Raw genomic sequence first — 15973 nt, 5'->3', positions numbered from 1 at the left:
TTTATAGGTTATTATTTTTTGATTCATACTCTTCTTTTAATATACTGTAACGATAGCGATGAATGAACTTTCCCTGTCTCAATCGATCATTTCTCATTAACCCTTCGCATACAAATCCGGCATTTTCATAACTCTGTTTAGCTTGTGTATTATCTTCATCTACACGTAACCAAATTTTCTCCAATTCAAACTGGGAAAAACCTATTTATAATATGCTGTTTAGAGCTGCCATTCCAAATCCTTTACCCCAATAGTCTTTATTTCCAATCGCAATTCCTAGTTCTGCATTTTTATTTGTTTTATCAAAATTTTTAAGGTCTACCCATCCAATATGTATACCTTTCTCAGTAACGATCGCCCTTTGTTCATAACCATTTTTTCGGCTTATACAAGCTTCAATCCAGATTCTCGTATCTCCACGAGTGAACGGAGGATATTGGTCTGGTACGACTAAATGCTTTGTTACATCTCTATCTAACGACCATTGATAGCGATCTTCTACATCATCTAATGTCAATTCTCTTAATTGAACATATGGTACATTCATTTTTCTCTCCCGTTTTATAAAAATGATCAAAAGCCGCTACAAATTTGTTTGCATATTGCTCATCATATCTTCTTAGCACTCTAATAAACCATTTTGAACTTCCAAGCCACCTACCATTTACTCTTAATACATATTCATGTACTAAATCCGCTAATAAATTAGCGATAAACAATTCTTCTTCTCTTTTTGTTGCACCAATAAAGTCATCTAAAGTATCCGTAATAAAATATCGCTTCTGCTTAATCGTTTCTTCGGTCCATTTAGCTGGTCCTTTATGTAGTAAATCATTCGCTTCTTTTTTTAATTTCTCAACAATTTCCTTTTCCCCTTTTAATGCAACCCCTTCTGAAACTAATTGTGGTAACGACGGTCTCCCTCGATCACAATCCATTTTGAAAAAGGTTTTATATGTTGTAAAATTATGAACAAACACCTCAACAGGCCATCCATTACTATAGAAAGATTCTCTATAACAAGAAGTTAAACTTTGGTCAACTATTACAATATCAAGGTCAGATGTTTTCGTCGCTTCTCCTCGTGCAACGCTTCCACCGAGTAAAGCTACATCACAATTCGGAAATTGTGATGTAATTATGCTTTGTGCTGCTTCAATTGGTTTCATAGCCGTTCCTCTTTTCTTATTTCACTTTCTTTTTTTCAGCTCTTTCTCTCGCTTTTTTTATATAGCTTTCTGCATCTGGTGTTTTACATGATGTTGCACCGTGATTAACCTCTACTTTTCCAATTTCACGTGCAATTTCAATTGCTTGTCGCTCTAAGTCTTCATTACGAATTCCTATTGCGATTAAAGCACTATTCATCGCTTCTTTTTTTCTATTTTTTTCATTATGTATATTTTCTTTAATCTCTTCTAAGTATGGAGAGAAGAAACCATCATGTAACTCTTTATTTTTAATCGATATATTTGCTAACAAAGACCAGCCAGCTCTTCCAATCCATTCATCATTAGACTTTGTCCACTCTTCCATTCTTTCTATTGCAATTGGCGAAGTACATATAGATGTCATAAAAACATCCATTAAACAGTAATAATCAACATCCTGAACCCAACTATTAAGCTGTTCTGTTGTTAAATTCTTCGGGTCTAAAATATAAGTTGCTAATGTCATTGCGTCCATATTTTTCGTTTCCCACAATTCAACTGCTAAATCGTGATCTTTTTTTATTTTCTTTTTTAACAATTTTAAATTTGCAAAACTAACTCCGAATAGTGGCTCTTTCGCTCCGTGGTTTTTATACGTTTTACGATTTTGTTCTGTTCCATATTCCTCTAGTTGCTGCATTACTTCCTCAAGTAACATATACCCACCTCTTTATCTTTTCTGTTGACTGTATATATGTATGTACGATATATTCTACATTACTTTTCGGTTTTCCTATATTTATTTTTAAAATACGGTATGTGAAATTTCTAAAGATTGCACAGCTACACCATCAAAAAACTGTACATGTTAAACATACAGTTTTTTGATGGTATCAATTTTGCGTAGAATAAGATATAAACTACGAAAGAACTTTTAATGGTCCTCTCAATCACCTATTTTTTCAACTAAATTTTTTACATCTGACCACTCTTCTATTGATCCTGCGTCCGGAAAAACTGTAACTACATTAAAATTCGCACCTTTTTCTTTCCCAATTTGTTTAGCTGCTAATAAATTCGCTGCCGCAGAAGTTCCTATTTTTATACCAGTATCTTTGTAAAAACGTGCCATTTCATACAGGGTATCTTCATATGAATAAGTCCATTGTTTTTCTATCAAATTTTCTTCCTGTTCTATGAAATGTTGTTTCCTTCCTAAGCCGAACCCACCTGATCCAGCATATTTCTTTAAATCATTTGGTGGTTGTTCCGAACCATAAGGCAATTCAGCAGGCATTACTAAATGTAGTTCAACATTTTTTGTATAATTCTTTATTGCTGTATAGACTCCCATTAGAGTTCCACCAGTACCAGCAGATGCTACCCATGCATGTATTGGTTTTCCAATCATTTGTGCAATAATTTCTCGCCCTGTACCTTCTATATGACTTACTAGATTTGCATTATTATAATGTTGGAATAAAAAGTATAATTCTGGCTTTTGTTTGCTAATCTCTATTGTTTTCTCAATTACTGCGTAGAACCCTTTACATTTATCAACTAAGATTACGTTAGCACCATAACGATCAAGTTCATTTAATAGGGATTTACCGGTTCCAGAACTTAAAACTAACGTGCATTGAATCCCTAAATAATTACAAATACACCCAATTGACCTCGCTAAGCTTCCACCACTATACTCTAAAATATTTTGTTTTTTGTCCGCTTCTTGTAAATATTTATTAATCATTCCAAGTGCTGGCCTATCCTTAATCGATCCTGTAGGATTGTGCCATTCACATTTAGCATAGATAGAAAGGTCCTTCGTTTCTTCGCATTTTAATTTCATGAGAGGTGTATTTCCAACATGTTTAGAAAACTCTTCAAAATGGTTTACTATCATACTTTTATACCTCCTTCATAAATTATGTTTATTACATTTGTTCTCAGCCAAAATACTTTCTACATTTTAATAACTCTCTCAATAAGATCTTCTTATATAAAAATCCCTACAAACACTGTAGGGATTTATGTCTAAATCATTTTGTTACACTCTATTTCATATGAAAATAGTTTCTTTATTCAGATGCATTCATAAGCACAATTCTCCAACCATCTGGATCCTCTATTGTGGTTCCTTTCTCTATCCAATACGGGTTTTCTGGTTCCACCTCATGATAGCCCATATTACTTAATCGATTCACTATCTTTTCAATTTCATCTTTAATAGGCATATAAAAAACTAGTAAATTATCTTTTGTCGGTGCCGGACATGGACTTCCATTAACATGTGTAGTAAACTCCAAATGATACTCTTCATCTGGTAAACCAAACATCACCCCGTCATATCCTTCATGATTGTGAAATTCCCCTATACGTTTTAATCCTAATCCTGTTTCATAAAAACTTATCACTTCTTCAAATTTATCTGTTGGTCTTGCAATTCTAAATTGAACCCAATTCTTCATGCAAATCTCCTCCTTTTCATTTTCCAAAGCTTTATAGTAATTAGTATAGGTTACATATATTCCCTTTAACATCCCTCATTAGTGTGAACTTCCTAAGTTGAAAGACCTATTAGTTAATAAACAATAGGACTTTAGTATAAAATCCATATAAAATTAGTTATATAAATGTAGAGATGAATTACAAGCTATTACGTATGAAATAGTTCTCCTTGCAGGGCCTTTATATACCGATCAGCAGATCTTTGTACAGCTTTATTCGCATCTTCCACCACACCATGAAATGCATTATATAGTCGACTAAATTGGATATCTTTTACCTTCTCTGCCATATCTCTAACTTTATTCGCTGGTAATGGAATGAGATTGGGATAACTATACATAAAACTTACCCATTTTCGATCCGAAACTACTTGTATAATATCACCTGATAACAAAATACCTTTCCCTTCATTACCGTCTATCCAATGTATAACAGTTCCACCCTTAAAATGGCCTCCTAAGCGATGCAATGTAAGTTCTTCCGATAATATCAGATGCTCCCCAGACCAAAATTTAATTTGCTTACTCGGACGAACCACCCACTCTTTATCATCTTCATGAATATAAATAGGTACATTGAATGTTTCCGCCCATTTAACTTGTGTAGAGTAATAATGTGGATGAGAAAGTGCTATTGCTTGAATACCACCTAAATCATATATACGTTTTACCGTTTTATCATCTAAATAACTAATGCAATCCCACATAACATTTAGAGTTTTACTTTGTATTAAAAATGCTGTTTGTCCAATCGCAAATTTAGGTTTAGTAGTAATGCTATACAAACCGCTTTCTTCTTTTATTATTTCGTTTTTGTATAAATTGCTATTTTGCATCGTTTCTAATGTTGTCCATGACTGCCCAATTGGATTAACATATTGTCTTTCCTCATTACAAATTTTACAGCGAGAAGGTGGTTCTTCATTTTCGGGATACTGTACTCCACATGTAGTGCAAATATAATTATCCATATTCCCACTCCTTTTTTCATGTAATTGTTTCTTTACCAATATTTTAATAAAAAACAAAAATATTCGAATCAATAATTGGAACGAAAATGAAATGATACGAAAGTATGATTAGTCTCCTTTCGTTTTAAGACTTTAGCCTAAGTACTATATTTTTCATTTCTTCTTTCTGTGAAAGTTGCATATCGTTTTTAATAGAAATTCCAAGTAAATTTAACTTTTTACCCATTAAATAAGTGAATACATCTTTTCAAAATAAATGAACCTATTCATAGATTTCGTCACACCTTTGACACAGTTGCACTAAGCGATACACATTAGGGGTATAGTATATTTAAAGTAAAGATAAAAGAATATTCAATAATTTTATCTTCCTTATCGTTACTAGATTCAATTCGTAACAAATAAAGGAGAGGTTTTAATGGAAATCGTTATTATGCTCTATGATGGAATTACTGCATTAGATGCTATTGGTCCATACGAAGTATTTGCTGCAGAAAGCAATAACAACATAAAATTTGTTGCTAAAACGAAGGGATTAATAAAATTAGATTCGAAAATGGGCTATTTACATGCTGATTACAATTTTAATGAAATTACTTCAGCAGATATTCTTGTTATTCCTGGATGTCGTCCACCAAACTTTACACAACTTATGAAGGATGAAGAAACTCTTAATTGGATTCTCCAAATACATAAAACGACAAAGTGGACTACAACTGTATGTACGGGCTCCTTAATCTTAGGTGCTACTGGTCTACTAAATGGTGTTAATGCTACTAGTCATTGGAGCTGTTTTAACTTACTTCGTTCTCTCGGAGCTATTCCAACTGAAGAGAGATTCGTGCGCCATGAAAAAATTATAACAGCTGCTGGTGTATCTGCAGGTATTGATATGGCCCTTCAGTTAATAGCTTGGGAATTTGGAGATGAAAAAAGCAAAGCAGTTCAACTCATGTTAGAATACGACCCTCAGCCTCCCTTTGATACAGGCTCTCCTAAAAAAGCGCATGCATCCTTATTAGAAGATTTAAATTTGATGATTGAAAGTTTAAATAATAAAGTTTAAATTCATCCTATTTTTCAAAACTGCAATTGATATAAAATCTTGCATACTTTTGAGTAAACTTTTTTACACTTGTAAAAAAGTTTTTTTGCATTTCCCTACCTATAATTGCTAATATAGTAGAGTAGAACTTTTATAGAGAGAAGGAAAATTATGCACAATGGAATTCGAATGACAACTTTAGTAAAAAGGGCTATGTTAGTTTGTGCGGGGGTATTATTCACATACGAAGCGGCTTTGGGATCAGTACATACTGCTCTAGCTAGTACAGAGGATGAAGCAAAATCTGTTCAACTTGTAAGTGAGATTCAAACATCTCTTGCTCCGAAAGAAGCTCCTAAACATTATAACGGGCAAGTTAGAAAAGTCGCTTATTTAACATTTGATGATGGTCCTGGAAAATACACAGCTGAGCTTTTAGATATGTTAAAGAAAGAAAATGCAAAAGCAACATTCTTCCTAATTGGTTCAAACGTAAAAGCTTTCCCTGATCTTGTAAAACGCGAAGATGCTGAAGGCCACTACGTTGGGATGCACAGTATGACTCATAACTACAAGAAACTTTACACAGAAGGTCATTACGTAGATGAAATGAAGGAAGACCAAGGCTTAATCGCTGGTGTTTTAGGTAAATCACCAGTATTAACTCGTCCATCTTACGGCTCTATGCCAGGATTAAACGAAGCTCTTCGCAACAAAGTTGTAGAAAATGGCTTAAAAGTTTGGGATTGGACAATTGATTCTTTAGACTGGAAATACAACAAAATGCAAGTTGATGCTGCATCTACTAAAATTGTAGAGAACGTGTTACATGGTGCTACAAATCCAACAGAAGTTATCCTTATGCATGATATTCATCCACAATCAGTAAAAGCAGTACCTGGAATTATTAAAGGACTGAAAGAAAAAGGATATGAATTAGAAGCATATAATGAGAACGAACATTTCCCATTAAACTTCTGGCATGATAATCGTATGTAATGAAAAGACTTGATTCCCTTTAGCTGGGAATCAAGTCTTTTTGTCGTTTTGGGAATTACTCCTCGTATATTCGACTCAAATTCCCCCTTCTCTAATATCAATAAAAATTCAAAATCACATGTTATACTAAAATTTAGTTTAAATAAGTAGGTGCCATATGATCGTATATACAGTACAAACTGAAGAAGCTTGGAAACAATTTAAGAAACTTGGTTATTTAGAAGGTAATAAAGAATTCATCGATCCAGACGATTTCTATTCATATGACTGGATGGTGCGCGTTGCTAAAACAAGATTGCCTCATTACGAAGGTAACTATCCTATTTGGGTCTGGGAAGCAAATAATTACCCAAATCGAAATCATAAAGCTTGGGGTAGAACAAATTCAAAAATGGTAATTTTAACACTAGATGTACCGAAAGAATGGGTACTATGGAGCTATTTTGACTATTGGTGCTGCGCTATGACTGATGGATCAATATATTTACATACAAAAAATAAGTGTACTTTAGATGAATGGTATACATATATGGATAAAAAATACGAGATAATATTTGATTTCGATTATTTATTATCTCATCCTGATTGGTGTCTAGGTAAAGAGGATTCGTTAGAAAAACAAGGTGTTATCGGCAACATCCCCCTTTCCTTCGTAAAAAAAGTAAGGCGTTTTCGCGCTAAGGAAGATACATCTATTAATGAAATCAGAAGTGATAACTGGGATAGTAGAAAAGAAAACCGTATTAAAAAGATGAATCGAAAATTAAGAAAAAGAATCGAAAAACAAAAAAGATTGCAAAAGCGACTTATACGAAATTAAAACAGATTTATCAAAATATAGTAAGAAATTATGGATTGAATATAAAATTTCAACCCTTTTTATATTATCAACACTTTAGCACATATTAACCATAAGGAGTGATATGTATATGGAGTTTCTCTCATCTGAATATTTGTCTGCCTTGCTTGCCATCATTGTAATCGATTTAGTGTTAGCCGGAGATAATGCCATCGTAATTGGATTAGCAGCAAGAAGATTACCGAAAGACCAACAAAAAAAAGTTATTATATGGGGAACTGTCGGGGCGATTGCTATTAGAGCCCTCGCTACCTTAGTTGTCGTTTGGTTATTAAAAATACCTGGTTTACTCCTAATTGGCGGTGTACTTCTTATATGGATCGCTTACAAGTTGATTGCTGAGGGCAAAAATCATGATATTAAAGCCGAAGAAGGATTTTGGTCTGCTATTAAAACCATTATTATCGCTGATGCGTTAATGGGCATTGATAATGTACTCGCTGTTGCAGGAGCTGCCCATGGTAACTTTTCTTTAGTAATCATTGGATTATTAGTGTCTATTCCTGTAGTCGTATGGGGCAGCACATTGATTCTAAAATGGGTGGATCGTTTTCCTGTCATCATTACGATTGGAGCAGCCGTTTTAGCTTATACTGCTGCAAAAATGATTGTAGATGAGAAATGGTTTGCTGGATTTTTCGAAAGTAACCCTTTCATTAAATGGGCATTTATCATTATTATCATCGTCGGTGTAGTTTTCTTTGGAAAGGCAAAACAAAAAGCAGCAGCTAGTTCTGTCTAATAATGATGGTATATTTACAAATAAAAAGCGCTATTCATATGAATAGCGCTTTTTATTATTTATTTAGCTTCCCCTTCCGGAGTCGTTTTTACCTTCGTTTTGTTTTTATCACGATTGTTATAGTTATACTTCGAACGATCTACTGGAGTGAATCCTTCCGGTGTGTAGAATCGTAATAAGTCACCATTTACGACTTGGTCAGAGTATTTTAGTGAGTTTTGAACCATTTGTTCATTTTTCTTTATTTCATCTGTAAATTCTACAGGTTTTCCAGTTGTTGTATCATAGTATTTGCCGTTCAGTGCAGTAACAGTTGGGCTTACGTAGTTACCGTTACGGAACGCAACGACTTGTTTATGCTCTGGTGATAATAAATCTGAACCGAATTGAACATAGTTTTTCGTATCTGTACCTAGTAAGTGTAATAACGTAGGAAGAACGTCAATTTCACCGCCATATTGATGTTGTACGCCACCTTTCACTCCTGGTACACGAACGATTAAAGGCACACGTTGTAACTGTGCATTTTCAAATGAGTTCATTTCTTTACCCATTACTTTTGACATTGCTGCGTTATGATTATCTGAAATACCGTAATGGTCTCCGTACATAACGATAATTGAGTTATCATATAAACCAGATTGTTTCAAGTAATCGATGAAACCTTTTACAGATTCATCTAAATAGCGTGCTGTTTGGAAGTACGTATCTACTGATGAATCGCCTGTTGTCGCTGGTTCAATCGTTGCTTCTGCCTTATCGATTGGATAAGGGAAATGGTTCGATAACGTAATAAACTTCGTATAGAACGGTTGTTTCAATGTTTGTAATAACGGAATAGATTCATTAAAGAACGGTTTATCTTTTAATCCGTAGTTTACTACATCTTTTTCATTCATATCGTAGTATGACGCATCAAAGAATTTATTAAAACCAAATGATTTATAAATATCGTCACGGTTCCAGAATGTTTTGTAGTTACCGTGGAATACTGCTGATGTGTATCCTTGTTGTCCTAAAATAGCTGGTGCTGATTGATACGTATTATGAGATTTCGTTGTAAAGACAGAACCTTGCGGTAAACCAAACATTGAATTCTCTAACATAAACTCCGCATCAGATGTTTTCCCTTGTCCTGTTTGATGGAAGAAGTTATCAAAGTATAGTGTATTCGCATCTTTTGTAAATGAATTTAAGAACGGTGTAACTTCTTGACCATTTAATTTGTAATCAATTAAGAAGTTTTGGAATGACTCTAAATGAATATAAATTACGTTCATTCCCTTTCCTTTACCGAAATACTCAGGATTTGGACTTGCATAAGTTGATGTTAAATAATTTCTTACTTCTGTCATATTATCCCCATCAGCTAATGCTCGTTCTGTTGATGCTTTCGCACTTTGAATACCATCGTAAATTGTGTAGTTGTATGCCCCTAAATATTTCACAATATAATTTCTATCGAATGTTCTTGTTAATAATTCAGGACGGTCGGATTCTGCAAGACCTAAGTTAACACTGAATAATAAAATACCTGCTACAAATACTAGAGATAATTTATGCTTCGCAACACGAATTGGTTTTGGATTTGCGAATTTTGTTGCGACTAACACAATTAATATAATCGTGTCTAAGAAGTATAGTGGATCATAAAGATGTAGCAACGCAAGAATACTACCACCTAAATCTCCAAAGTTATTCGTTTGTGTTAATGTCGGGAACGTAATAAAGTCACTGAAAAAGCGATAGTATACTACGTTTGCGTATAAAAGAATCGACAATAACAAGTTGATAACGATTAACCAAATATAAGATCGTTTCCCTTTTGCAAATAATGCAAGTCCTAAAAATAGAACTGCTGAACTAAGCGGGTTGAAAAACAGCAAGAATTTTTGGATTGTGTTTGAAATTCCTAAATTAAATTCCGTTACATAGGCTGCATACGTTTTGAGCCACAATAAAATAACGGCAAACAGAAAGAATCCAAAATGATTGCTTAACACACTTTTGCTCTTTAATAAGAACTGTTTCATTTCTCCACCTCTTTTAATCATCCAAGGCTTATTTTTTATAAGTCTGTCTCTCTATTCAAATTTTCTTCTTCAAATAGATTATCTTTATTTAACTATATGAAGAATATTAGTAATTATAATTTGAAGCTAGTATTTATTCAACTATTTCTTTTTAAACATTTTGACCTTGGTTTCTATTTAACAAAATAAATTTGTAACATTTCCTGTTTTCTCCCAAGATTCATCCACTAATTATGACATCCCATACTATATACCTTTATAAACTCATTCGCAAACTATTCTATCTCCAATTTTGGTACATATTTCACATGACAAAATAATGTTATTTAATTATATTGCTCACCTTACATTCCCCTGCTTCAACTAAATCTTAAAGTCATTACATCTCTTCCATACATGAAAAATCCTCATGTTCACTAATATTATATTTGAATAATTATTCATTTACCCCACCAGTGGTGTTATGTTTTCTCGACAAAAAAACTCGCTCTAAAAAGAGCGAGTTTTTTCATGATATATTATTGACCTTTGTACATTGCATCTACTTGTTTTTGAAGTTCTTCATTTTCTAAGTACTCATCGTAAGTTGCCTCTTTATCGATTACACCGTTTGGTGTTACTTCGATAATGCGGTTTGCAATTGTTTGTACGAACTGATGGTCATGAGATGTGAATAACATTGTACCTTTGAAAGCAATTAAACCGTTGTTTAATGCAGTGATAGACTCAAGGTCTAAGTGGTTCGTTGGATCGTCAAGTGTGATTACGTTCGCACCACTTAACATCATTTTAGATAACATACAACGAACTTTTTCGCCTCCAGATAATACAGAAACGTTCTTCTTAACTTCTTCACCTGAGAATAACATACGGCCTAAGAAACCACGTAAGAAGCTTTCTGACTCATCTTGTGGAGAGAATTGGCGTAACCAATCAACTAAGTTATAGTCACTGTTCTCAAAGTATTTAGAGTTATCTCTTGGGAAGTAAGATTGAGATGTTGTAACACCCCATTTGAATGAACCGCTATCTGGCTCCATTTCACCCATAAGGATTTTAAATAATGTTGTCATCGCGATATCGTTACGACCGATAAATGCAACTTTATCACCTTTATTTAAAGTGAAGTACACATTATCTAACACTTTTTCGCCATCAATTGTTTTAGAAAGGCCTTCAACAGTTAATAAGTCATTTCCTATTTCACGCTCAGGTGTGAAGCCAACGAATGGGTAACGACGTGATGATGGTCTAATATCATCTAATGTAATTTTATCTAATAATTTTTTACGAGAAGTTGCTTGTTTCGCTTTAGATGCGTTTGAGCTAAAGCGTGCAATGAAGTTTTGTAACTCTTTTACTTTCTCTTCTTTTTTCTTATTAGCATCTTGTGTTAATTTTAAAGCTAATTGGCTTGACTCATACCAGAAGTCATAGTTACCAACATAAAGTTGAATTTTACCGAAATCAAGATCAGCCATGTGCGTACATACTTTATTTAAGAAGTGACGGTCATGGGATACAACGATTACTGTATTTTCAAAGTTCATTAAGAAGTTTTCTAACCATTGAATCGCTTTTAAGTCCAAGTGGTTGGTAGGCTCATCTAGTAATAGAATATCAGGTTTACCGAATAATGCTTGAGCAAGTAATACTTTTACTTTCTCTGCACCAGTCAATTCTGATAATTTTTTGTCATGAAGATCTTCACCAATACCAAGACCTTTTAGAAGGATTGCAGCTTCTGACTCAGCTTCCCAACCGTTAAGCTCAGCGAACTCACCTTCAAGTTCTGCAGCACGCATTCCATCTTCATCACTAAAGTCTTCTTTCATGTAAATAGCATTTTTCTCTTGCATTACTTTGTAAAGTTGCGTGTGACCCATAATTACTGTTTCTAATACTGGGAACTCTTCATATTCGAAGTGGTTCTGTTTTAATACTGCTAGACGCTCACCTGGCGTAATATGTATGTCACCTGTTGATGGTTCAATTTCTCCAGATAAAATCTTTAGAAATGTTGATTTACCAGCACCGTTTGCTCCGATTAAACCGTAGCAGTTACCTGGCGTGAATTTTATGTTAACATCTTCAAATAATTTGCGATCCGCGAAACGCAAACTAACGTTACTTACTGTAATCATTTGTGTCCTCCTACTAATACCGCTTATTTCAGCGTTTTCTCACCGATTGTCTTAAAAAATCGCATATTACGACTCAATTATTGTAGACTATAGCTATTATATAGTAGAAGCTGGATGAATAGCAACGGTTGATTACCTTTCTATAATGAAATCGGATAGTTTTTATCCATTCCCCTAGCTATTGTATGTATATCATCGACCTCTTTCTCATATAACCATTCACTTCTCATTCTGTAATACATTGGATTCATTTTTCATTCGAAATTTTATATATAGAAAAACTGTAGAGAAATCATCCCCTACAGTCTTCACTTATTTCGTATTTATTATCTTTTCTTTATAACTCTTCAATCTACTCGTTAATCCCATTAAAGCAGGTAACAATATCGGCATCACGATTAAAGCTAATAGTAAGAGTGCAACGCCAACAACTGATGCTACTTGTATAAGTGTTAATACACCTGAAGGGATTAATGCTGCAAATGTCCCTACTAAAATTAGCGCCGCTGATAATACAACTCCTCCTATATGACGAGATGCAGTTACAATTTTCGTTACCGAATCCCCTTCTATCTCGTTATAGCGCATCATTACGAAAATACTATAATCCACTCCTAAAGCGACAATCATAATGAAGCTAAAGAATGGAACATTCCAGCTTAATGACTCTACATGTAATACATGTGCACTAATTTGTTCGCTTATACCAAGCGATGCAAAGTACGCTAATAGTAATGAGCCAATAATAAATATTGTATTTAATAATGAACGTGTAATTACAATTAATACAATCGCAATTCCAATTAACATAATCGTAGCTGTACGTAAGAAATCTTGCCCTGTTACTTCTTTTAAATCCACGTTTCTAGCTGTTGTTCCGCCAATTGCTGTTTTCGCATCATGTAATTCCGTTCCCTTTACAGTGCCCTCGATTGTTTTATTGATTTCTTGAATAATCGGCATTGCTTCTTTTGAATACGGATTTACATCTAAAATGATGGTCATTTTAGCAATCTTTCTATCTTGTGACATGTACGTGTTCAATGCTTTTTGGAAATCGTCTCCCTCTAACACTTCTTTTGGAATATAAAACTTCTCAGAGCTTTTCGATTCATTGAGCTCCCCTAAATATTTCTGCGCGTCATGCAGGCCATTGCTTACTTTTCCAAGCCCTTCTGTACTTTTAGATAAACCAGATTGTAATTGCCCCATCTTTTCCTGCAGGTCTTTAAGGCCCGTTAAAAGTTGCCCTTGCCCATCGTTTATTTTCGTTAATCCAGATTGTAACTCAGCTGATTTATTCGCAATTTGTTTTGAACCTGCAGAACCTTCATTTAATCCATTTTTAAGATCCGCTGCCCCCTTTTGTAACTTATTAATTCCATTGTTCATTTCTTTTAAGCCGTTATCCACTTTCAGTAACGATTGATTCGCTTCTTTAAATGAACTCATCGCTGCTTTATGCTGCGTTGCTAATTGATTTAATTCTTTTGAAAGTATATTTAATTGTTTTTGAGCTTCTTTAGCAATTCCTATCGTTTGTTGTATGTTTGAATCATTCGCTAGTTCTGGTTTCGTTTGAACGAAATTGGTCATTAACATTTCAATTTGTTCATATCCCTTTTTCGCACCATCAATTGCTTGAGAAATACTTCCGAAGTATTGATCGTAAGAGCTTAAACCTTTTTCTAACTGTGCATAACCAGCATGCAGCTGCGACGTTGCATTAGATAGAACATTTATATTTTCGTTTACTGAAGCTAAGCCACTCTCAATTTGCTGTGCTCCTTGTGCACCGTCGTTTATGCCATTTGATAATTGATGTAAAGCTGTTCCTAATGCTGATACCCCGTTTTTCGCCTCGTTCGTTCCATCAATTAATTTTTGAACATTCGCAAGACTATTTGAATCATTACTTCCCATTTTATTTTTCGCATCCGTTAATCCATCATTAATTTCCTTTATGCCACCATCGGCATCTCCTAATCCTGTATTCAATTCTCCCGCTTGCTTATTTAAATATAATTCTTTTATCTTCTCACCAGTTGGACGTGTCGGTGCATATACTTCTGATACACCTTTAACTTTCGAAATTTTATCAGTTAATTCGTCTAAAATTTGTAGAGAAGTTCCTTCATCCAGCTTTTTATCAGATTGAATGACTAATGTACTCGGTGAAGAGAAACCAGGCGGAAAATGATCCTCTATTACGTTAATACCCATCTTTGATTCATACTTATTATCTACTTCAAATAAATCATTGTAATTTAGTGTATTAGAGTATTTTAATATGAAAGGAATCGATATTAAAAATACGATGATTAAAGCGATAAATGGCCTTGCTACTGAGTTTTTCGCAAAGAATCCCCATAAGCGACTATCCTCATGACCTTTAAATGTTTTAACTGGATAAAACATTCCTTTTCCTAAAAGCACCATAAAAAATGGATTTAAAGTCGTTAATACGAGTAGTAATACTAAAACACCAATTGCTACCGCTGAAGTAGATTGATATAATTTAAAACTCGCTAACGCAAGTGATGCAAAACCAATTAGCACCGCTATACCGCTATATAATACGGTTTTACCTGCCGATTTAAATGTTTCTTTCGTGGCCAAAAATGCATTTTCTTGTTTACTTAATTCTTCTTTAAACCTCATATATAATAAAATGTTATAATCTGTTCCTACTCCAAAGAGGACGACGACTACGAACACTTGTGTAAAGTTTGAAAATGGGAAATTAAATTGATCTACAAGCTGAGCAATAATCCCCATTGAAACTAAATACGACACACCGACTGTAAGAAGAGAAACAATCGGAACAACTGGTGAACGGAATACGAGGATTAATACTACAAGAATGAAGATGATTGAAATAACTTCTGTCTTTTTCACTCCCTCTTGAGAGGATTTAAGAAAATCACCCGCTATTAAGTCACTTCCTGTTAAATACGTTTTTACCCCTTTCGTTTGCACCTTTTCATGAAGATTATTTGAAACCTTTGATATTTCACCATGTTTTTTATCTATCGATATTTGCGTTAAAATAGTCGTATTATCTTTAGAAACTAATTGTTTCTCCAAGTCTTTATTATCTAAATGCGAAACAACTTCCTTAATTCCTAATTGCTCTTTTTCATTTTGCAGGGCGTTGATCGTTTTTGTTATTTCCTTCTTTTGTTCATCTGTTAAAGCTGCCTTATTGCCACTATTAAAAACGGCTATAATTTCATACTTTTCAACCCCTTCTTTATCCATCTCTTTAATCATCTTGTCAGCAATGCTGCTTTGTTCTGTATTAGGGATTGTAATTTTCCCTTTTTCCTTCACTAATTTATCCATATTAGGCATCGTTACAACCATTGTAATAGTAATAACTATCCATAATAGAAAAGATAAACTTCTCCAACTTTTTAACTTGCTCATTTAAATCATCTCCCATTATGAAATTTACACGCGGAATGAATATTCATTCCTATTCTTTTGAAAATCCTTTCGGAATGAACGTTCATTCCTATC

General features: G+C 33.9%; 12 protein-coding genes and 1 pseudogene. 4 read left to right on the top strand and 9 right to left on the bottom strand.

The window, feature by feature from the left end; genetic code table 11:
* Position 1: 1 nt before the first annotated feature.
* The 6 genes and pseudogenes from MR170_RS20395 to MR170_RS20370 all read right to left on the bottom strand — a co-directional run bounded on the left by MR170_RS20395 (position 2) and on the right by MR170_RS20370 (position 4629).
* Positions 2–547 (bottom strand): annotated as a pseudogene (locus tag MR170_RS20395) (GNAT family N-acetyltransferase).
* On the bottom strand, positions 504–1169 hold the full coding sequence (locus MR170_RS20390) for a nucleotidyltransferase domain-containing protein (protein ID WP_242309049.1): 666 nt from the start codon (positions 1167–1169) through the stop codon (positions 504–506). Before MR170_RS20390 ends, MR170_RS20395 begins: the two are co-directional and overlap by 44 nt.
* Positions 1170–1185: 16 nt before the next feature.
* The gene (locus MR170_RS20385) at positions 1186–1869 is read right to left on the bottom strand and encodes a DNA alkylation repair protein (RefSeq protein ID WP_043938056.1); all 684 of its coding nucleotides are present in this window, start codon (positions 1867–1869) and stop codon (positions 1186–1188) included.
* Between the two features lie 228 nt (positions 1870–2097).
* The gene (locus tag MR170_RS20380; protein WP_226607059.1) at positions 2098–3054 is read right to left on the bottom strand and encodes a PLP-dependent cysteine synthase family protein; all 957 of its coding nucleotides are present in this window, start codon (positions 3052–3054) and stop codon (positions 2098–2100) included.
* 175 nt (positions 3055–3229) lie between these two features.
* Positions 3230–3619, bottom strand: coding sequence for a VOC family protein (locus MR170_RS20375; RefSeq protein WP_000800667.1), 390 nt, complete (start codon positions 3617–3619; stop codon positions 3230–3232).
* A 188-nt stretch (positions 3620–3807) separates the two neighbouring features.
* Complete coding sequence (locus MR170_RS20370; RefSeq protein ID WP_029442619.1) at positions 3808–4629, bottom strand: MBL fold metallo-hydrolase; 822 nt, start codon at positions 4627–4629, stop codon at positions 3808–3810.
* 418 nt (positions 4630–5047) lie between these two features.
* On the opposite strand from MR170_RS20370, the gene MR170_RS20365 reads away from it, so the two are divergent.
* From MR170_RS20365 to MR170_RS20350, 4 genes are all read left to right on the top strand, one after another.
* Positions 5048–5695 carry a DJ-1/PfpI family protein gene (locus tag MR170_RS20365; protein ID WP_242309048.1) on the top strand — a complete coding sequence of 216 codons (648 nt, stop codon included), beginning with the start codon at positions 5048–5050 and terminating at the stop codon, positions 5693–5695.
* A gap of 150 nt (positions 5696–5845) precedes the next feature.
* A complete protein-coding gene (locus tag MR170_RS20360) occupies positions 5846–6673 on the top strand; it encodes a peptidoglycan-N-acetylglucosamine deacetylase (RefSeq protein WP_242309047.1) in 828 nt (275 codons plus the stop codon).
* A 157-nt stretch (positions 6674–6830) separates the two neighbouring features.
* A complete protein-coding gene (locus MR170_RS20355; protein WP_029442621.1) occupies positions 6831–7493 on the top strand; it encodes a DUF3841 domain-containing protein in 663 nt (220 codons plus the stop codon).
* A 109-nt stretch (positions 7494–7602) separates the two neighbouring features.
* Entirely contained in the window at positions 7603–8274 is a 672-nt protein-coding gene (locus tag MR170_RS20350) for a TerC family protein (protein ID WP_242309046.1), read from the top strand.
* 59 nt (positions 8275–8333) lie between these two features.
* Here the strand turns inward: MR170_RS20350 and ltaS are convergent, their stop codons facing one another.
* The 3 genes from ltaS to MR170_RS20335 all read right to left on the bottom strand — a co-directional run bounded on the left by ltaS (position 8334) and on the right by MR170_RS20335 (position 15880).
* Positions 8334–10307 (bottom strand): lipoteichoic acid synthase, encoded by a 1974-nt coding sequence (ltaS, locus tag MR170_RS20345; protein ID WP_029442622.1) that lies wholly within the window; start codon positions 10305–10307, stop codon positions 8334–8336.
* Positions 10308–10825: 518 nt separating this feature from the next.
* Positions 10826–12451, bottom strand: a complete 1626-nt coding sequence (locus MR170_RS20340; RefSeq protein WP_000633860.1) for an ABC-F family ATP-binding cassette domain-containing protein — start codon at positions 12449–12451, stop codon at positions 10826–10828.
* Between the two features lie 312 nt (positions 12452–12763).
* Positions 12764–15880, bottom strand: coding sequence for an MMPL family transporter (locus MR170_RS20335; protein WP_048563753.1), 3117 nt, complete (start codon positions 15878–15880; stop codon positions 12764–12766).
* Between the last annotated feature and the right edge of the window lie 93 nt (positions 15881–15973).

The sequence above is a fragment of the Bacillus cereus group sp. BfR-BA-01524 genome (assembly GCF_022662595.1).
In the GTDB taxonomy this organism is placed as follows: Bacteria; Bacillota; Bacilli; order Bacillales; family Bacillaceae_G; genus Bacillus_A; species Bacillus_A thuringiensis_S.
This window is presented reverse-complemented; position numbering and strand designations above follow the sequence as displayed.